The organism is Allocoprobacillus halotolerans, from assembly GCF_024399475.1.
Taxonomy (GTDB): domain Bacteria; phylum Bacillota_I; class Bacilli_A; order Erysipelotrichales; family Coprobacillaceae; genus Allocoprobacillus; species Allocoprobacillus halotolerans.
Genome location: NZ_CP101620.1, coordinates 1109825 through 1129408, shown reverse-complemented (window position 1 = coordinate 1129408; position 19584 = coordinate 1109825). Strand labels below are relative to the sequence as shown.

Here is a 19584-nt window from a genome sequence, read left to right as displayed (position 1 = left end):
AAATCAATTCAAAATTCAATAACTGATAGATTTATTCAGTCCTTCGCTCCATGACCATTACAGTCACTTCCTTACTACTACGACTTCTGCTGACTTCTCACTATTCGTTGTTACTGCTGTATCGCTAGTGAGACCTCCCGGGATAAGGTCATATCTCTTTCCTCCCATATATCCGCCACATTTACATATAATAGTCCTATTCGCAACCTCTTATGACTTCGTGTTGTTTTGCACACTCGTCCCTATTATATGCCTGATGTGATTCGTGTTCCTCGGACCAGGACTTTGCCTCCATCTTCTTTCAGATTCCATCTCACGATAGACACCCTTGATATTGGCTAGTGGTTGGCAGTTGCGACATCGCCCCCACAGTGGACTTTCACCACCTAGATATATGCCATGCCCGGCATACAAAAAAGAGTGAAAATAAGTTTTCGTTATTTTCACTCTTTTTATAATTCATTATCCAATTTTGTCTTTACCACCCATATAAGGTCTTAAAACTTCAGGAATAGAAATTGTTCCATCTTCATTATAGTTGTTTTCAATAAAAGCAATTAAAGCTCTTGTACTTGCTAAAACAGTATTATTTAATGTCGCAACATAATATGTTCCCTGTTCACCTTTTGTACGAATACCTAAACGTCTTGCCTGTGCATCTCCTAATGTAGAACAAGAACCAACTTCAAAGTATTTCTTTTGTCTTGGTGACCATGCTTCAACATCACATGATTTGACTTTTAAATCAGCTAAATCACCACTACAACATTCTAATGTTCTTACAGGAATATCTAAACTTCTAAAAAGTTCAACTGTATAAGACCACATTTTGTCATACCATTCCATTGCATCTTCTGGTTTACATAATACAACCATTTCTTGTTTTTCAAATTGATGTACACGATAAATACCACGTTCTTCGATACCATGTGCTCCAACTTCTTTTCTAAAACATGGTGAATAAGAAGTTAAAGTAATTGGTAATTCGTCTTCCTTGACAATTTGATCTTTAAATTTACCAATCATACTATGTTCACTTGTTCCAATTAAATATAAATCTTCACCTTCAATTTTATACATCATCGCATCCATTTCTTCAAATGACATCACACCTGTCACAACATCACTTCTAATCATAAATGGAGGAATACAATAAATAAATCCTTTATCAATCATAAAATCTCTAGCATAAGATAACATAGCTGAAGAAAGTCTAGCAATATCTCCCATTAAATAATAAAAACCATTTCCACTTGTTCTTCCACTTGCCTCTTTATCTAAACCATTTAATTTTGTAATAATATCAGCATGATATGGAATTTCATAATCAGGAACAATTGGTTCCCCATATTTTTGAATTTCTACGTTTTCACTATCATCTTTACCAATAGGTACACTATCATCAATAAAGTTAGGTATTTTCATCATTACCTCTTTTAATTGAGGACCTAACTGAGCTTCTTTTTCTTCCAATTCTTTTAAAGTCTGAGCCATTTCTCCTACTTTTCTTTTATTTTCTTCAGCTAAATCTTTCTTTCCTTCACGCATAAATTGTCCAATTTCTTTAGATAACTTATTACGCATTGCTCTTAATTCACTTGCTTTTGTTAATGATTCACGATATTCTTTATCCAACTGATAAGCTTCGTCAACTAAATGTAATTTTTCATGTTGGAATTTTTTACGCATATTTTCTTTAACTGCTTCAGGATTTTCTCTTAATTTGGCTATATCAATCATCTTTCATTTTCTCCTTTTCCTTAAAATAAAAACACCATTTACAAGGGACGAATCAATCGTGGTGCCACCCTATTTCTTATCAAAATGATAACTTTCATGAGATAACGGATCATCCGGGAGTGATTAGCTCCTCTTATTGGTAGATTTCAATGTTTCCTCATCCTGATTTTCACCAACCATCAGTTCTCTACAATGATTTCACATTTACTTATCCAATGCAACGATTTGATATATTGATTATAGCATAACACTTTATAATTTCAATAATTATTTAATCAAAGAATACATTATCATGTCATGAAATTCGCCATTTTTAAAGCCATTTTTTCTTAATATACCTTCTTTTTCAAATCCACACTTTTCTAATACACGACATGAAGCGGGATTGTAATCAAATGGAGCTGCAAAAATTCTTTCTATATCACTATGTTTAAAGACATATTGAAAGATTTGTTTGACAGCTTCTGACATAATGCCTTGCCCCCAATAATCATGTCCTAAATAATAACCAATTTTTCTACTTCTTCGATTAATATCATCTTGACGTATGACTGCAATACTCCCTGTAATATGCCCTTTATATTCAATCGCAAAAGCAAATAGTTTTGTTTCATCACTTGCAAGAACATCATCAATATAAACATACGCATCTTCAATATGATAAGGATAAGGAATACGATCTGTCATATTATTTAAAACTCTTAAATCATTAATACAATAGCACAATTCCTTGGCATCTTCTCTTTTCCATTTTCTAATGATACAAGACATTTTATCACCATCTTTTTCTCTATTATAGGATAAACAATATTTGCTTTAAACAAATTCACACTCATATACTTTGAGTTTCGGTAAAAAAATAAAAAACAGGTAAAAAGTTATTCACAAATTGCCTGTTTTGCTTTATTTATAAGGAAAATCAGCCTCTTAAATGTTATAATAATTTTAGATCAATAAACAAAATTTAGGAGGGATTTTCCATGAGTTATTTTACCACAGATCTATATGAAACGAAAAGAGAAATTGTCAATTTTTCTAATAAATTATCAGACAGTCTTGATAAACCTGCTGCCAAGTTTGTCATGGACATGATGTTTGGTCTTGCAAGAAGTCAAAGTGTTCTACTTAGCGATATTGCCAGAGCTCTTGATGAAAATATCAAGCTCAATTATACAATTGACAGATTATCCAATCATTTGGCTCAATTTGATGATGAAGCAATGAACCAAATGAAATCCAATTATAATGATATGGTTATCAAGCATCTTAGCGAAGACAGGATCATTTTACTTGATAACAGTGAAATCATCAAAAAATATGGAAGAAAATTTGAAGATCTTTGTATGGTCAGGGATGCTTCCTCACTTAAGGATGACATTTATCCTGGATACCATGTATGTGAGGCAACTGCCCTCACACAGGATCAACATCATCCAATATCTTTGTATAGCCATATCTATTCAACTGAAAGTGAAGGATTCAGGTCAATGAACGATGAAACAATAAAGAGCATAAAATATGTCAAATCTCTCATTCCTGAAAGATGTACATTTGTATGTGACAGAGGATATGATGCCAATGTATTTTATGATTACTTCATAGATGAAAATCATAATGCAGATGATTTCATCATCAGACTCAAAGAAAATAGAACGTTATTGTTTAAAGGGAAGCCAAAGAAAGTAGGAGAAATCGCCAAAAGAAGAAAAGGGAAGATTAAGATGAACATGTATTTTTCTAAGGAAGATAGTGAAGTCTATGTATCACATACGAGAGTGGAACTGCCATCACAAAAGGGAAGGATATTAAATCTAGTCATTGTGTATGGATTAAGTGAAGAAAAACCGATGATGCTTTTAACGAATAGAGAGATCAGGAATAAAAGAGATGTGCATAAGATAGTGAGGGCATATATGTCAAGGTGGCGAATCGAGGAGAAATTCAGATTCAAAAAGAATCAGTATGGTTTTGAAAATATAAGAGTAAGGACAATGAAATCAATTGTTAAACCACAAATTCTGCGATAATGTTAACTGCAGATTAATTTATACTGATTTATCACGTCCTTTTATTTTTAACCGCAGATTATTTGCTACCTGCTGATGGATAGTAAGTGATCAATGAAAAAAGGATATATCATATCGATACATCCTCATAGTTATATTGTTCAAATATACTTTTTATCGCGTATGCAATCCTTCTGCTTTCTAATTCATCATCTATATTATCATACACAGATTCCGTATTCCACATGATATCTGTTGGATATGCCAGTGGTATAAATCTATCCTGGTTTTTTCTTATGATTTTATCGTAGTAATGTATAAACAATTCCCATTCCCCCGCTATTACGTGCATCTGACACCTATATATACTTTTTTCTGTTTTTATGTTAAATGTATAATATGGTCTGATTTCTATGCAGTCGATCTCCCCAACCTGTTTTTTATTTTCTCTATCTTTATATATATAATCCATCTTTCCTATCCTATCATTAATTCCTTGCCTGCTTCCATGATCAGTTCGCTATCAATGATATCCTTTTTATAATGCATTCCTAATATCAGGCTCTTACTGATGATCTGATTGAGTATCCTGACGGAGGTATTCATCAGTGTATAAAGTGTATGATAGCTTTCTTTTGTAAACAGGTCTGTTCGGCAACCGACCGATTCCAAACGTGATTCCACATAATTTTTTACTTCTTCTTCATTGAATCCTGTAAACGTATAATTCATATTGATACGTTGTCTAAATGGTTCCAGGACTTTAAGTCGCAGTGTTCTTATAAATTCATTCTGCCCTACGAATATCAGTGTACAGTAATCTTTTGAATCATAATCAAAATTCATAAGCATGATGAATTCTCTAAGCACTTCTTTTCTGAGAAATTGTGCTTCATCTATCGCTATAATGACTTCCATTTTGTTTTCTACTGTCAATCTTCTCAGTTCATCCTGGATAGCTTGAAACATCTTCGACTTTTTTGTCATCTCTTCAAGCCCCAGTGCATCATTAAGCATTCTGTAAAAATCTATGGCTGTAATCGTTGTCATACAGATATAGATTACTACATATCGATTGGGGTTGAGAGATTCCAATGTTTTTCTCAGACATGTGGTCTTTCCCATCCCAGGATTGCTTAAAAATACACCGATTCCTCTTGATTTGATGATAAATTCCAATCGGTTCGTCATCTGTTTAAAATCATTAGATTCATATAATGTTTTAATCATTGTATCTTTAGTAAATGGATTTCTGTCCATTCCGTAATACGTTGTCATTTCCATTAATAAATAATCTCCTCTCTTCTTGTCCTTCCGTTTTCAACCTTATCTGTCCTACTGATTGGAACTTTCTTTTTTCGGATATATCATACAGATAGGTATTTTCAAAAGTTCTTGGATCATATCGAATGATTACCCTCATCCCGATATAAATGGACGGAACATCAAATAAAACATTTTCAATCAATACGGTTGAATCTCCATTTACCTTACGTGTCGTTTCATGCATGAACACATCGTCAAGCCAGGCTCTGTATTCAACGGATGATTTATTGGATAGCTGACATACCTCCACGTCCTTCATATCGTACATGTATCTTTCCAATGGAGTGTGATTGTCGTGAATGTCATCCTTCAGTGAAGAATGAGGGGTACGGTTATATTCGTTAATCCAACTTTTTAATCTCATATTGAGCTCGGTCAATGAATGATAATGGCTTCCATGATCCCCATTCATCCATCTCATCTTGATGGTAGAAAAGAACCTTTCAATAACGGCCTTTCCTTCCGGTGAATAAGGTGGATTGTAGATGATTTTTGTGCCCAGCCTTGCTTCTATCTCCTTGGTGCTTTTATTTTTGTAGCTTGATCCATTGTCAAGGATGATCATCTTACTTCTCCCATATCTTAGTACTGCATCATGCCATACCTTCTGAAAATTAACGGCATTATCATTAAAAAAGAATTCAGCACCAACTATCATTCTTGAATGATTATCGATGATGGCAATCAGATAAGTTTTTCTGTACTCACCGGCTTCATCAAAAATATAAAAGGTATGACAGGTATCCGCTTCATATCCATCACATGAATGAGCAAATTCCCATGTACGTCTTTCTTTTGTGACAGGTTTTGACCCATGACGCAATCCTGAATTTTTAATGTACCTCTGAACAGTATCTACCGATACATCACCTACGTTGAGGAGCCCCTTTTCAATCATTCTTTCATAGATCATGACGCCTGTCACTTTAGGGAATTCCTTGATCATATCGCTAATAAAATCTTTATGGCGATTGTCCAGCTTCCTGACTCTTCCGGCATCCAGACGATCTTTAGGCATCAGTTCATCAAATCCACAATTTCTATAAATATAAAGCCAATTCTTTAAAGTTACAGCAGAAAACTTTCTTCTGGTACCATCGGGCCAATCGACCTCATTCTTGGAAACACGCCTAAAATAGGCTTCAGCGGATATATCCGTAAATGTAGCCGAAACGACAGGTGCAATAAGTGAAAATTTGACCTGTGCAACGAGTTTTCTGTACTCGTAACGATCAGTATTCTGTTTGTTCATAACTTTTTACCTCCCAAAAAAGTATAGAACAGTGAAAATGATAAAGATATTTCCATCTTATTTATTTTTATATTCTAATGATCATCATTTCACGAAGGAGCAAATAATTTGCGGTCATATTGAAATAAAGCATGGGAACTCAAATCGTAGATATCATTCATGACATCCTCATAAAGATAAATCATTGAAACAAAAAAAGACATGCGGTAACTGTTTCTAAGCTGCATATAGTAGCGTAGATAGCACATGTATTTTTTGATCCATCTGTAGATTGTAGAAATAGATATTCCATATTTATTTGAAACATCATTTACAGTCAATGAAGAATAAAATTTATCAAAAAGGACAGATAATATAAAAGGAATAGAATATTGGCAATGAGGCACAATGAAAAGATGAGGAAGGACAGCATGAAAATGTTTGCAGTTTTCACAGTAAAGCACGGGAATCGAAACAGTTTCCTCAACAACGGCATTATCACGGAAAGTAATAAAATAGCGATCATAAGAGATAAAGAATTTAAAATTAGGTGACTTACATATATGATCATCATGGATATGAAACGCAGAGAGTTCCAGATGATTTAATAAAAAGGTTTCGAGAAGCTGAAATTCACTAGCAGAGAGAGAATGGTTAAAATTAATAGGACAAGTTTGAAAAATATGCTTGATTAAAACAGAAAATGATTGTACCATAGTAGCGGGTGGATTCATCAAAGATGAACCCAGGAGAAAAGATGAGATTGAGCCTGCAAAACTGAACCTATCTTTTCTCTTTTTCCTTTCTTAAGATTAAAAAAATCAGTCAAAATAAATAACACATAGAATATTATAAATCAAAAAACAGATAAAGGATATAAGAACTGCGGTTTCTAACGGCAAATCTTATATCCTTTTGATTATATTAATCTGCGGTTTTTCATCTAAATTGATTTTGTAGAGTTTTCGGTTTAACAGCAGAGAAAGTAGACAAGAAATTACTGGTCATAAAGATGATAGAGAGAAGCAAATCGCTTAAAGGAAAGAGATATTACTGGTGCTATCAGATCAGTAAAGGGATACAGGAAATATTAAAATATGCACAAAAGGGAATCAAGGAGTTTCAAAATATAAGAGAGAAGCAGGAATACAGGCAGCTGCAACTGAAACTATAAAATGAACATATAGTAAATAATAAAAAAGGTCATGAAAATGACACTTTTTCAGCTACAATAAAAAGAGAACAAAAACAAAAAAGATGATATAGATAAGAAAACAAGGGTTATGACAATAAACAACAAGACATACCCTTCAAAAAAGAATGCAAAAAACCGAAAGTCAAACATATACATATTGACATTAAAATCAACATAAACTATAATGTAGTTGAAAAAGGAACATCCAATAAGCGGCTATGCTCTGGATTTTTAGGTAAAAAATAACTACCCTGTATGTCCAAAACAAGAGGTAGTTATTTTTTGTTTTCCTTTATTATTTCAAGGAGTAGCTTCACAATGATTGATAACATTGCCATCACTAATGATAACATTCCAAAATTGCTCATGTTTAACACCTCCATCTCCATAAATTTCTCTTTCGAGTTATCTATATCAACAGAGTTTCCGATCTCTGATCTTTCGACCAAAGCATAACCACCTATCGCTATTGCTGTTCCATAGGTATTATATCATTCAAAATACTATCTTCTATGGAATTCATTAAGTATATATTAATAAAAATTATTCACTTAAAGCAAATATTATTGAATTTCATCTTTTTATAAAGTATAACGAAATTATCCTAAGTGATATGCTTTGGATTTTATAAGATGGAAATAACTACCTCAACTTATTCCAAAACATTATGTAGAAATAGCTACCTTCATTTTACCGAGAGCCTGAAGGTAGTTATTTTTTGCAAAGAAAAGTAAGCTCATATGAACTTACTTAACTATGATAAACATCTTCATCTAACATATTTTCTTTTTTTGCAACGATAACTGAAGTTGCTGAATCACCAACAACATTCAATGAAGTAACAAGCATTTCAATAGGTCTATTAATTGCTAAAATTAATGAATAAGCAAGTAAAGCACCATCATTTGTATATCCCATACCTGTTAAAATTGTAAATAAGATGACAGCTCCTGCTCCTGGTGCAGCTGGTGTTCCAACTGAAGCAATTAAAGCAAGGAAAGCAATGACAGCCATTGATGTTAATGTAACATCATAACCTGAACTTGCTGCAATAAAGATAGCTGCAATAACTTGCATGATGGCTGTTCCATCCATATTAATTGTCATTCCAAGTGGTAAAACGAATGAAGCAATTTCTTCACTAACCCCTAATTCATGAACTGTTGTTTCTTTATTTAAAGGAAGTGTAGCAGCACTTGAAGAAGTTGAAAAACCAAATAAAGCAACTTTTGGTATTTTTCTTGAGAAAGGTTTTGGATTTATTTTTCCCATAACTATAATATAAATAGGATATGCTATAAATAAATAAACAAGTAAAGCAAAGATAACTGTTAAGACATAAGCTAATGCTGGTAATAAATAATCAATTCCATAAATTGCAAATGTTCTTGTTAGTAAACAAAATATAGCATATGGGGCACATTTTGTAATCACAAATGATAAACATACAGAAATAATATCACTACATTCAATTAATAATTTCTTTAATGTTTTTGATTTATCTTTTAATTGATTCATAGCCAAACCAATAGCAACTGCTAAAAAGACAACTGCAAGAACATTACCATTATTTGTAAAAGCACTAATTAAGTTATTAGGAATAACTGAAACAATAATATTTAATGGATTTGATCCAACTGTTCCTTCTTGAATTACAAGATTATCAGCATGAATCGCATTAAATGCACCTAATTTATAAACAATAGAACCAATAACACCAGCCCATATTAAAGCACATAATGTTGTTGTAAGGAAAGTTCCAATTGTTTTAGAAGAAATTCTTCCTAACTTCTTAGTATCAGTAATTACACAAATTGCTAAAATAATGGAAACAAAAACCATTGGAATAATAATTAACTGTAAAGCATTCACAAATAATTGTCCAATAATATAAAACAATCCAATGGAATTATGAGCACCTTCAGCACTAATATCTTGAAATAAAAGATTATTAATTGTATTCCATAGAGAATCTTGCCCACTTGCTAATAAATTTTCTCTTAAAAAATACAACCTAATCCTGCAATCAAACCACAAATTAAGGCAATAACCATTTTCTTTGCCAGTTTTTTACCACTTTGACCTGTTTTCATAAATACCTCCCATTTTTATATCCAAACTTTTAATATTATACAATAATATCGCTATATTGCAATAAAAAATGACAGAACTTTTAAGATTCTGCCACTTTTATATTAATTTTATATTCATCATCAGATGAACACATAGATTCAACAAATGTTTTAATTGTTTCTTCAGCCTTATTTTGAGCCTCTTCTAACAAACCTTTTTCCTTTGCTTTTATTTCCATATTGTCTTTTTGATCTATTGCAAATTGATTATAATCAGTAATACTAATCTGATTAAAAATATTCTTTGTTTCATCAAAAACTTCAATACTTTCCTCATCCATTTCATGAGATAGAATCTTTGCTTCAGGAACAGTTATATCAATATTTTTACCACGCATATTCACTTCTACTAAACTCATATCAATACCAGCTTTAATTTTTCCATCATAAGAAATAATAAAACTTTTTGTTGTAAAAGGAACTTTCCATCCATAAAACGTTGCCTGATTTTCAAATTTACCCATATTCGTGTAATTGTACTCAACAGTTGCTAATTCACTAATACTTTGTATCTGTTGTGATAATAAATCACTTGTAATTTCAGTAGGTTCTTCTCCACTTGGCCATACTTTTCCAACAAAAAAGAAAACCACTGCAATCACAACAATAATAATGATATTTTTTAATGTTTGACTTATTTGTATTTTTTTCATTTTTTTCACCTGCTTTGTCATTATTTTAGAAAAGATAGAAGTATTTGTCAAATTATAGATACAAATGAGTCAAGTTTATAAAATCTTATCTACTTGAAGAAACAATTGTTTGTCATAAAACTCTTTATATGCACCATTATTCTTCAATAATTCATCTTTTAAACCATTTTCAATCAAGTGTCCCTTTTCAAAAAATAGTATATGATTTGCAAAACTGCAACTTGCAAGTCTATGACTTATAAATAATAAAGTCTTATCTTCACAAGTTTCACTTACTGTATCATATAATTGTTTTTCTGAATAAACATCTAATGAAGCAGTGGGTTCATCCAAAACAACAATATCACCATTTTTAAGAATACTTCTTACAACCGCAAGTCTTTGACTTTGACCTCCTGATAAAAGAATACCATCTTTACGAAATCTCTTAGAATAATCTAAAGACAAACGAGGAACTAAAAAATCCAATGAAAAATCTTTTAAGACTTTTACGATTTTATGATGATTTTGAGGTTGGCCCATACATAAATTATCTTCTAATGAAAGTGATAATAATTTATAATCTTGAAATGTCACACTAAATAAAGAGTAATAATCTTCTAAACTCATATCATAGATAGATTGGCCATCAATACATATATCTCCTGATGTAACAGGTAATAATCTTAAAAGAATTTTGATAAAAGTTGTCTTACCTGAACCATTTTCTCCTACAATAGAAATCTTATCTCCTTTGTGAATGACTAAATTAATATTTTTAAGGGCAAATGTATCACTATGAGGATATTTATAACAAACATTTTTAAATTCAATCGTTTGCCATGTCTGAATTTTCTTTTGATGATGTTGGTCCTTATATTCATCTAAGAATTTAAAATAAGTTTTGATATAAATCATAGAATTTCTTAATTGAAAGATTTCCGTTCCAAACTCCTGCAAAGTTGATAAGAAAGTTGTCATCATGGTGATATACATCACAAATGATGATAAAGGAATTGTTTGTTGAAATATACTATAAAATATATATCCATAAATAGAAACAATACTTAAGACTTCAACGAAATCTGAAAGCATCATATATTTGAATTGTTTATGAAATCTTTCTTTATAAAAGGGGTAAATAGATTCCTGATCAAATTTTTCACTAAATAAATTTCTAGAATTATACATTCTTACATCTTTACCATGTTCATAACCTAAAAACAATTCACCAAAGGTAGAATATTTTCTCTCTTTTGAAGCATTTTATTTTCATATTCAAACTGAATATCAATAATCTTCTTTTGAGCATAAACATATCCAACAATAAACAAAAAAATAATCATAATAAATCTATAATCAATAAATTGTAATAGAGTTATTATAGATAAAAATATAATTATATTTTTAAGGAGTGTTGTGATTCTTTGCATAAACTGTCCAAAAGAACCATAGACCATCATTCCCCAATGAACTTTATATATATCATCTTGAACAAGTGGATCTTCTAGCATATGATAAGGTAATTTCATAATATAAGAAAAGAGTTTTTCTTCAAATTGACAATCAATTTTCATTTCTTTGATATGAATATGTTTATTCATAAAATTCATCACTAATTCAATAATTAAAATACCTACTAAAATTATAATACTAAAATAAAACATATCTTTATCTTTATAAACAATACCTTGACCAATATAACGTGAAAAAAGCATTAACATCATAAATAGCACCAAATGAAATATCGTAGATATGATTTGTAATAAAAAATAACTTTTGGATGTTTGCCATCCTAATTTAAACATCTTCTTCATATGAATCCTCCAAATACATAGATGCCTGTGCCTGATATAATTTCGCATAATTGCCATTCATAGCCATCAATTCATCATAAGATCCTTCTTCTACAATTTGACCATTTTCTAATAAAAGAATATGATCACAAAAAGTAGTTGCAGCTAATCTATGCGATATTAATAAACACGCTTTATCATGAAAATGATTTTTAAAATATTGAAAAAACTTTAATTCAAATCTAGGATCACTTGCACTTGTTGGTTCATCCAATATCAAAAGAGGTGCATCTTGATACAAAGCTCTTGAAACACATAATTTCTGTTTTTGACCACCAGACAAATCAATTCCCTGATCATATAAATCTTTACCAACAAGTGTCTGTTCTTGAAAAGGTAAACTTTGAATCATATCATCCATTTCCATATCAGATACACTTTGATAAAACTTATCAATATCTCCATGACTATTCATAGAAACATTTTCTAATATCGTAAAAGGGTACATATGAATATCTTGAAAAACAGCCGAAATATAATGTCTATATTGATGAATATTTATACTTTGAATATCTACACCGTTGAGTAATATTGTTCCACTTGTTGGTTTATAAAATCTACATATAAGTTTAATGATCGTAGATTTCCCTGAACCATTGATACCTACTAATGCTAATTTTTCACCTATCTGCATTTGAAAAGATATATTATTTAAGACCTGATGATCTTTATCATATGAAAAACAAACATTTCTAAATTCTAAAGATTCAAATGGTTCATCCATCGTTACAGAAGATAAATCCTTTTCTTCTTCATAACTCATCACTTCATGATAATATTTCATAATACTCTTATCTTTTTTGATTTGTTCAATCGTTTCTAAAAAGATTTCATATATGTAAAGGTAGAACCAAGTATACTGATATAAAAACTATATTCAATAATTGACATTTTATTGTCCATCACTAAAAACATTAATAAACTATAAAAAAAGAACTGCAATAAAAAAGAATTGATACTTCTTATATTTAACCATTTTATATTTTTATGTAATGCCTGATTTTCTATATCAATCATAGATTGATAAACATCTTCATATTCATCCAATAACATATCCTGCATCTTAAAAATTCTTATTTCCTTAGCATAATCCTGATTAGACATGACTTCACGATATAAATAACTCTTTTTATGATTATAAATAGATTCATCCTGAACTCTTTTTTCTTCTATATCCTTACTTTTTATAAGCGTATAATAGGAAAAAAGATTAATAATCGTTAAAATAAAAAATAAAATCCAACTGATATAAATACAAACAAGTGAAAGCAACACCAACAAGAAAGAAATATAAATCAAATTCATACTATTTTGAATATAAGATTGAATACCTATTTGAGGACTTCCAATACTTGTTTGTGATTGTTGAATTGTATCTAATATCTCAGGATTTTCTAAATAGGAATAAGGAATATTCATACAATGAATACCTTCTTCTTTAATAAAAGAAAGTCTTAAATTCAATAAATCATAAAACAATGTTTTACTACTATAAGTCTTTAATATTTTAAATACAGCAAATACTATAAAAAGAATGAATATCTTCATCAATGTATCTTGATTTATAGATTGATAGATAGAAATATAGAGTAATAAAGTGGGGATTGAAAGACTAATTAAAGATGTGATAATCTGTGAAATGATATATAAAACACCACTGTATATATATTGTTTTTTATGATATTTTTGACTTATACGTTTTATTTCCTTCAATTCTTTCATAAATCAAACTCCTTTATTGATAATATATATATTATAATGATAAAAATAAAAAAAGAAAAATAATTTCGTAAGCTGACCAAGATAAGATAAAACAAATTTTATTGATATTGCTTTACATACAAATATTTTATATCATATATTTATATTTTGATGTAGAGGTGTATTATATGTTATTTACTGAAAACAATACAATGGAACAAAATATTCATCCTTTGATATTAGGTGCATTTATTCGACATGAAAGACAAAAACAAAATATATCTTTAGGTGTTCTTGCAAAAGATGTGGGAATCACGAAAAGTTATCTAGGAAGTATCGAGTATGGTCAAAAACAACCTTCTGAATATGCATTAAATAAGATAATGCATTGTTTAGATATTCAATTCAATACATCTTTAGAATATAGAAAAACAATGATTCAAAGATTAATAGAAGCAATGGATGCTTATGCATATAGTCAAAAAAATAAGATTACTGATATTTATAATATGACATTAAAAGAAAATAGCTATTGTTCCTATGCATTTTTAACTTCTTATATCATCAAACTTCACTATCTTCTATATGTCAAAAATGATTTACAACAAGCATTTCCTATAATCGAACACATTCATAAATTTAAACATATACTTGATAAAAAAGAACTTAATATATTTTATCTATTAATGGGCAGTTATTATTATAAGAGCAAAGAATTTAAAACATCAAAATCATTTCTTATTTCTTCACTTGAAAATAGTTTTAATAATCCTAATATTACTGGAATGATATACTATCTATTATCTATAAATGAACAATATTTAAATAACTATATAGATTCATTTATGCACTGTGAAAAAGCTATTAATTGTCTTAAAAAATCATATATTACACATAGATTACTTACACTAGAAATATTTAAAGCCAATTGTTATTCAAGAACAGGCGCTTATAATCAAGCCCTATCTCGCTATGAATATGTGATTAAACACGCACACAATCATCAATTATATGATATTGAAAAAATGGCTTATGATAATATAGCATGGACATATATTAAACTAAGAAATCATGAAAAAACAATTGAGTATACAAAAAAATCACTATCAATAAAAATAGATAGTCACTTTGTAGAAATATACACTTATATTCCTTACGCTCTTTATAAACTTAATCAAATAGATGATTGTTTAAAAGAAATAGAACATAATATGAAATATCTACAAAATAGTTATCATCAATATTTCTTAAAAGCCATTCAAGCAAAAATATATCAAGATAATCAATCTTTTGTTGAAAACTTAACTGCTTTTTATGATAGCTTACAAGAAAATGAAAATGATAATGAAATGTTAATATTTATATTAGAAGAACTTTTAGAACACTATAAAAATATCAACGATTATCAAAACATCATCCGTATTCAAGATATGATTATACAAAAAGAACATCCTTTTAAAGCTGACTAATATTCCTTTATCCTCACCTCTCTTTAACAAGAAAATATCATAAAAATTTTTGTAATTCAATTATTTTAAATTGCTCAATTTTTAGCTAATTTCTTCATAATATTTAATCAATTGATTTTGAAAAGTATACGTTTGTTGAATACAATGATGTTCTTTATAAAACTGAATAAGAAATTTAATAATAAAGATGATTAAATAATTTTCATGTCGTTTCTCACAGATATGATAGACCTTTAATAAATATGCTTCTTTTTTATCAAATGTTGCATTTGATAAAAATATAGAAAAAGAATTAATCATATTTTCCATATATTCACTTGCTTGATTCATATAATATTTCGCTAATTCAATATAATGTATTGCTTTTTCTTTTTCATTTAATTGATAATATGCATAAGATAGATAAAAATATATTTTATGATTATGCGTATCTTGATCCATCTTTTGAAAATAAGTCATGATCACTTCTTTATACTTTTCATCTTGTATATATACCCACAATAAATTATTATATGTACTCTTTACATAATTTGACATATTCATATTATCAAATGCTGGTATACATTTCTTATAAATAAATATAGCTTCATCAAAATGACCACTATTCGATTGAATATTAGCATAATGAAATTTAGACATAAGAATCCTTTTCATATTAACAGTTTCTATAAACTGTTCGATTGCGACATTAATACTCAGTCTAGCTTCACTATATTTTCCAAGTATAGTATAAATAATGCTCTTATGATAATAAAGCATGGATAATGAAACATGATTACCTGTGTAGAAATCTGCTTTATTATAATATTCAAGTGATTCTATATATCTTTCCCTTTGAAATAAAAAAATGCCTAAATAATCATAATAAAGTTGCTGTTGATAGGGTTCTAAATATTCAAAATAATCAGTCATATAAAAGTATTCTTTTATGTCATTAACTAGCTGTGTATGAATATTATAAATCATACATGCTAACAAATATTTTATGTAAGAAGTTGTCGCTCTAATTTGAGGATAATAAGATAAAATTCTTCGATATGAATTTTGAAAATCATTTTCATAAGCAATATCTTCATAAAAACTCAAAAATCTTTTTCAAAGGTATTTTCATCATGAGGATATACTTCTATATTCATAACTTGGAATATATTCTTAATATTATCAGTGGAAATTTTTTCTTTATTTCTTTCATAACGACTTAATTGACTTCTTGCAATACCTGTTTTTACACATATATACTCTTGTTTTAATTTTTCTTGTTTCCTATTTAATCTAACAATTTTACCAATATACTGTTCCATAAAAAATATTTTCAACCTCCATATACTATCATACCTCTATATAATCATTTATCAATTAAAAAAATTTGCTCAATTTTTACATCTTTAAACTACCATTTACATCAACAATACCAATTAAATATTATATACTAAAATAAAGGAGAAATTTTATGGCTAAATATACATGTGAACTTCAAGGAACGATGCAACAGTTTTGTCAATATCTTAAAAATGAGTTGATTCGTTCAAGTTTCTCTGCTTCTTTAGAGGAAGAAGATTACTATCATATTCATGATATCAATATTGGAACTTTAGTTTTTGAAAGATATAGTTATACAGGTAAAAATCGTTTAAGTTTAACTGTTAATGTTGTAGAACATCACAATCATATTCGTGCAACAGCCATGAGTTCTGGTGGTAGTCAAGCCTTATTTTTTAAAATCAATACTTTTGGTGAAGATGCCTTTTTAGATAAATTCAAAGAAGCGTCAAAAAAATTCAAAGTCTATTAGTACTTTGAATTTTTTATTAAAAAAGAACAGGATTTTTCCTATTCTTCTTCATTCGTTTCATCTTCTTCTTGAGATTTTTCTACAACTTCAACACTAGAAACAATAGAACCTTCAGCAACTTTTATCAATCTGACACCCTGTGTATTTCTTCCAGCAAGTTTCACTTGTTCCATTGGAAGTCTAATCATAATACCTTCACTTGTCATAATCAATAAATCTTCATCACCATTAACAGCTCTTAAAGCCACTAATTCTCCTGTTTTTTCTGTTGTATTAATTGTTTTCACACCTTTACCACCACGATGTGATTCACGATAATCTTCAATTGGTGACATCTTACCATAACCATTTTCACTAATAGCCATAATATATTTTCCTTCACCATTTGTTGTCATTCCTACAACATGACTTCCATCAACATTAATACCTTTAACTCCTGATGCTGTTCTACCCATTGGTCGAACATCATTTTCATTAAAACGAATTAATTTACCATTAGAAGCTGCAACAAGTATTTCTTCATTATGTTGAGTTAATTTGACCGCAACTAATTGATCTTCATCTTTTAAGTTAATTGCAATCTTACCTGATTGACGAATATTCTTAAATTCTTCAATAGATGTTTTCTTAACTAAACCATTTAATGTGACAAAGAATAAATAAAGTTGTTTATCTTCATCTATATCATCTTTATGAATAGAAATCATAGATTTTACACTTTCATCTTTATCAAGATTTAATAAATTGACAACTGGTAATCCTTTTGCTGTACGACCAAATTCAGGAATATTATAACCTTTTAAACGATAGACTTTACCAAAGTTTGTAAAGAATAATAAATCATCATGCGTACTCATATGAATTAATGAATCAACAATATCATCTTCATTTGTACCCATACCTTTAATACCTCTACCACCTCTGTTTTGAGTCTTATAAGTATCAACAGGCATACGTTTGACATAACCATTTGTTGTGAGTGAAATAATCACATCATCAACCGGAATTAAATCTTCATCTTCTAAATCAAATGTTCCTTGAATAATTTCTGTTCTACGTTTATCAGCAAATCTTGCTTTGATTTCTAATAATTCTTTTTCAATGATTTCTAATATTCTTTCTCTATTAGCAAGAATATCTTTTAAATCAGCAATCAATTCTAATAATTGATTCAATTCATTTTCAATCTTTTCTCTTTCCAAACCAGCCAATCTTTGTAACTGCATTTCTCTAATAGCTTTTGCTTGTCGATCAGACATATTAAATTCATCCATTAATCTTTGTTGAATAATTTCAGTTGTTCTTGAAGAACGAATTAATTCAATAATGGCATCAATTTGATCCAATGCTCTTTTTAAACCATCTAAAATATGTGCACGATCTTCAGCTTTCTTTAAATCATAGGCTGTTCTTCTTCTGATGACTTCTTCTTGATGTTCAAGATAATAAGTAATCATTTGTTTTAGTGTCAATGTTTGAGGTTGATTATTAACCAAAGCAATAGAATTGACACCAAATGTTGTTTGTAAAGCTGTTAATTTGAATAACTGATTTAAAATCACTTCAGGTTGAACATCTTTACGAAGTTCAATCATAATACGAATTCCTTCACGGTTTGATTCATCACGTATTTCTGTAATTCCTTCAATACGTTTTTCTTTTACATGTTCAGCCATTCTTTCAATTAAACGTGCTTTATTGACCATGTATGGAATTTCTGTGACGACAATAGCTTTCTTTCCACCATGAATATCAATAATATCTGTTTTAGCCCTCATAACAATCAGGCCATTACCTGTTTCATAGGCTTTTTTGATAGCTGATTTACCTAAAATATAAGCACCCGTAGGAAAATCAGGACCTTGTATGTAATTTTCCATTAATTCCATAATACTAATATTAGGATTATGAGAAACTGCTAAAATTGCATCGATGACTTCACCTAAATTATGAGGTGGAATATTAGTTGCCATCCCAACTGCAATCCCTGTTGTTCCATTAACTAATAAGTTAGGAAAACGTGATGGCATAACTTCTGGTTCAGATTCTTCACCATCATAGTTAGGAATAAAATTAACAGTATCTTTATTAATATCTCTTACCATTTCCATAGAAATCTTAGACATTCTGGCTTCAGTATAACGTTGTGCGGCAGCTCCATCACCATCAATAGATCCAAAGTTACCATGTCCATCAACAAGCATATAACGATAACTGAAATCTTGAGCCATACGGACTAATGCTTCATAAATTGAAGAATCTCCATGAGGATGGTATTTCCCCATAACTTCCCCAACAATACGGGCAGATTTCTTATATGGTTTATCACTATAACATCCTAGTTCATTCATTCCATGCACAATTCTTCTTTGAACAGGCTTTAACCCATCACGAACATCAGGTAAAGCTCTTTGAACAATAACTGACATAGCATAATTGATAAAGGATTGTTTCATTTCTTTTGTTAATGATCTTTTCTTGATTCCACGTTCTTCCATTTTTTC

19 protein-coding genes and 1 other annotated feature are annotated in these 19584 nt (G+C 29.5%); of the genes, 4 read left to right on the top strand and 15 right to left on the bottom strand.

Annotated elements, in window-relative coordinates:
* Nucleotides 1-462 precede the first annotated feature (462 nt).
* Nucleotides 463-1740 (bottom strand): serine--tRNA ligase, encoded by a 1278-nt coding sequence (serS, locus tag NMU03_RS06670; protein ID WP_290141864.1) that lies wholly within the window; start codon nt 1738-1740, stop codon nt 463-465.
* 40 nt (nt 1741-1780) lie between these two features.
* Nucleotides 1781-1970, bottom strand: a binding site (T-box leader).
* Nucleotides 1971-2007: 37 nt separating this feature from the next.
* Nucleotides 2008-2511, bottom strand: a complete 504-nt coding sequence (locus NMU03_RS06665) for a GNAT family N-acetyltransferase (protein WP_290141863.1) — start codon at nt 2509-2511, stop codon at nt 2008-2010.
* A 209-nt stretch (nt 2512-2720) separates the two neighbouring features.
* On the opposite strand from NMU03_RS06665, the gene NMU03_RS06660 reads away from it, so the two are divergent.
* Complete coding sequence (locus NMU03_RS06660; RefSeq protein WP_290141862.1) at nt 2721-3767, top strand: transposase; 1047 nt, start codon at nt 2721-2723, stop codon at nt 3765-3767.
* 109 nt (nt 3768-3876) lie between these two features.
* On the opposite strand, the gene NMU03_RS06655 is transcribed toward NMU03_RS06660, so the two are convergent.
* The 4 genes from NMU03_RS06655 to NMU03_RS06640 all read right to left on the bottom strand — a co-directional run bounded on the left by NMU03_RS06655 (nt 3877) and on the right by NMU03_RS06640 (nt 7037).
* Nucleotides 3877-4218: a DUF6618 family protein gene (locus NMU03_RS06655; RefSeq protein WP_272595459.1), complete on the bottom strand. Its 342-nt coding sequence runs from the start codon at nt 4216-4218 to the stop codon at nt 3877-3879.
* Nucleotides 4219-4223: 5 nt separating this feature from the next.
* The gene (locus NMU03_RS06650; RefSeq protein WP_272595460.1) at nt 4224-5030 is read right to left on the bottom strand and encodes an ExeA family protein; all 807 of its coding nucleotides are present in this window, start codon (nt 5028-5030) and stop codon (nt 4224-4226) included.
* Nucleotides 4984-6324 (bottom strand): TnsB C-terminal domain-containing protein, encoded by a 1341-nt coding sequence (locus NMU03_RS06645; protein ID WP_290137768.1) that lies wholly within the window; start codon nt 6322-6324, stop codon nt 4984-4986. Before NMU03_RS06645 ends, NMU03_RS06650 begins: the two co-directional genes overlap by 47 nt.
* An 89-nt stretch (nt 6325-6413) precedes the next feature.
* Nucleotides 6414-7037 (bottom strand): DUF6431 domain-containing protein, encoded by a 624-nt coding sequence (locus tag NMU03_RS06640; RefSeq protein ID WP_272595462.1) that lies wholly within the window; start codon nt 7035-7037, stop codon nt 6414-6416.
* A 278-nt stretch (nt 7038-7315) separates the two neighbouring features.
* Between NMU03_RS06640 and NMU03_RS06635 the strand changes: the two genes are divergently transcribed.
* Nucleotides 7316-7477, top strand: a complete 162-nt coding sequence (locus NMU03_RS06635) for a hypothetical protein (protein WP_290141860.1) — start codon at nt 7316-7318, stop codon at nt 7475-7477.
* Nucleotides 7478-8248: 771 nt separating this feature from the next.
* Here NMU03_RS06635 and NMU03_RS06630 read toward each other — a convergent pair.
* The 6 genes from NMU03_RS06630 to NMU03_RS06605 all read right to left on the bottom strand — a co-directional run bounded on the left by NMU03_RS06630 (nt 8249) and on the right by NMU03_RS06605 (nt 13840).
* The gene (locus tag NMU03_RS06630; RefSeq protein WP_290141858.1) at nt 8249-9511 is read right to left on the bottom strand and encodes a dicarboxylate/amino acid:cation symporter; all 1263 of its coding nucleotides are present in this window, start codon (nt 9509-9511) and stop codon (nt 8249-8251) included.
* Between the two features lie 160 nt (nt 9512-9671).
* On the bottom strand, nt 9672-10283 hold the full coding sequence (locus NMU03_RS06625) for a DUF4230 domain-containing protein (RefSeq protein WP_290141857.1): 612 nt from the start codon (nt 10281-10283) through the stop codon (nt 9672-9674).
* 75 nt (nt 10284-10358) lie between these two features.
* Entirely contained in the window at nt 10359-11489 is a 1131-nt protein-coding gene (locus tag NMU03_RS06620) for an ATP-binding cassette domain-containing protein (protein ID WP_290141856.1), read from the bottom strand.
* Nucleotides 11480-12079, bottom strand: coding sequence for a hypothetical protein (locus NMU03_RS06615; protein WP_290141855.1), 600 nt, complete (start codon nt 12077-12079; stop codon nt 11480-11482). The genes NMU03_RS06620 and NMU03_RS06615 overlap by 10 nt, the downstream gene beginning before the upstream one ends.
* Nucleotides 12063-12902: an ABC transporter ATP-binding protein gene (locus tag NMU03_RS06610; RefSeq protein ID WP_290141854.1), complete on the bottom strand. Its 840-nt coding sequence runs from the start codon at nt 12900-12902 to the stop codon at nt 12063-12065. The genes NMU03_RS06615 and NMU03_RS06610 overlap by 17 nt, the downstream gene beginning before the upstream one ends.
* A gap of 35 nt (nt 12903-12937) precedes the next feature.
* Complete coding sequence (locus NMU03_RS06605) at nt 12938-13840, bottom strand: ABC transporter ATP-binding protein (protein WP_290141853.1); 903 nt, start codon at nt 13838-13840, stop codon at nt 12938-12940.
* A gap of 167 nt (nt 13841-14007) precedes the next feature.
* On the opposite strand from NMU03_RS06605, the gene NMU03_RS06600 reads away from it, so the two are divergent.
* Nucleotides 14008-15288, top strand: a complete 1281-nt coding sequence (locus tag NMU03_RS06600) for a helix-turn-helix domain-containing protein (protein WP_290141852.1) — start codon at nt 14008-14010, stop codon at nt 15286-15288.
* An 81-nt stretch (nt 15289-15369) separates the two neighbouring features.
* Here the strand turns inward: NMU03_RS06600 and NMU03_RS06595 are convergent, their stop codons facing one another.
* On the bottom strand, nt 15370-16374 hold the full coding sequence (locus NMU03_RS06595) for a tetratricopeptide repeat protein (RefSeq protein ID WP_290141851.1): 1005 nt from the start codon (nt 16372-16374) through the stop codon (nt 15370-15372).
* On the bottom strand, nt 16371-16589 hold the full coding sequence (locus tag NMU03_RS06590; RefSeq protein WP_290141850.1) for a helix-turn-helix domain-containing protein: 219 nt from the start codon (nt 16587-16589) through the stop codon (nt 16371-16373). The genes NMU03_RS06595 and NMU03_RS06590 overlap by 4 nt, the downstream gene beginning before the upstream one ends.
* Before the next feature lie 149 nt (nt 16590-16738).
* Between NMU03_RS06590 and NMU03_RS06585 the strand changes: the two genes are divergently transcribed.
* Entirely contained in the window at nt 16739-17080 is a 342-nt protein-coding gene (locus NMU03_RS06585; RefSeq protein ID WP_290141849.1) for a DUF6054 family protein, read from the top strand.
* A gap of 38 nt (nt 17081-17118) precedes the next feature.
* Here NMU03_RS06585 and gyrA read toward each other — a convergent pair whose 3' ends face one another.
* Complete coding sequence (gene gyrA / locus NMU03_RS06580) at nt 17119-19578, bottom strand: DNA gyrase subunit A (protein ID WP_290141848.1); 2460 nt, start codon at nt 19576-19578, stop codon at nt 17119-17121.
* Between the last annotated feature and the right edge of the window lie 6 nt (nt 19579-19584).

Bases quoted from the DNA above. Each gene is read 5' to 3' on its own strand.
- NMU03_RS06605 (WP_290141853.1), bottom strand. From the start codon at position 13,840: ATGAAAGAATTGAAGGAAATAAAACGTATAAGTCAAAAATATCATAAA.
- NMU03_RS06640 (WP_272595462.1), bottom strand. From the start codon at position 7,037: ATGAATCCACCCGCTACTATGGTACAATCATTTTCTGTTTTAATCAAG.
- NMU03_RS06610 (WP_290141854.1), bottom strand. From the start codon at position 12,902: ATGAAATATTATCATGAAGTGATGAGTTATGAAGAAGAAAAGGATTTA.
- NMU03_RS06650 (WP_272595460.1), bottom strand. From the start codon at position 5,030: ATGGAAATGACAACGTATTACGGAATGGACAGAAATCCATTTACTAAA.
- NMU03_RS06585 (WP_290141849.1), top strand. From the start codon at position 16,739: ATGGCTAAATATACATGTGAACTTCAAGGAACGATGCAACAGTTTTGT.
- NMU03_RS06645 (WP_290137768.1), bottom strand. From the start codon at position 6,324: ATGAACAAACAGAATACTGATCGTTACGAGTACAGAAAACTCGTTGCA.
- NMU03_RS06665 (WP_290141863.1), bottom strand. From the start codon at position 2,511: ATGTCTTGTATCATTAGAAAATGGAAAAGAGAAGATGCCAAGGAATTG.
- NMU03_RS06655 (WP_272595459.1), bottom strand. From the start codon at position 4,218: ATGGATTATATATATAAAGATAGAGAAAATAAAAAACAGGTTGGGGAG.
- NMU03_RS06625 (WP_290141857.1), bottom strand. From the start codon at position 10,283: ATGAAAAAAATACAAATAAGTCAAACATTAAAAAATATCATTATTATT.
- NMU03_RS06615 (WP_290141855.1), bottom strand. From the start codon at position 12,079: ATGAAGAAGATGTTTAAATTAGGATGGCAAACATCCAAAAGTTATTTT.
- NMU03_RS06590 (WP_290141850.1), bottom strand. From the start codon at position 16,589: ATGGAACAGTATATTGGTAAAATTGTTAGATTAAATAGGAAACAAGAA.
- NMU03_RS06600 (WP_290141852.1), top strand. From the start codon at position 14,008: ATGTTATTTACTGAAAACAATACAATGGAACAAAATATTCATCCTTTG.
- gyrA (WP_290141848.1), bottom strand. From the start codon at position 19,578: ATGGAAGAACGTGGAATCAAGAAAAGATCATTAACAAAAGAAATGAAA.
- NMU03_RS06660 (WP_290141862.1), top strand. From the start codon at position 2,721: ATGAGTTATTTTACCACAGATCTATATGAAACGAAAAGAGAAATTGTC.
- NMU03_RS06635 (WP_290141860.1), top strand. From the start codon at position 7,316: ATGATAGAGAGAAGCAAATCGCTTAAAGGAAAGAGATATTACTGGTGC.
- serS (WP_290141864.1), bottom strand. From the start codon at position 1,740: ATGATTGATATAGCCAAATTAAGAGAAAATCCTGAAGCAGTTAAAGAA.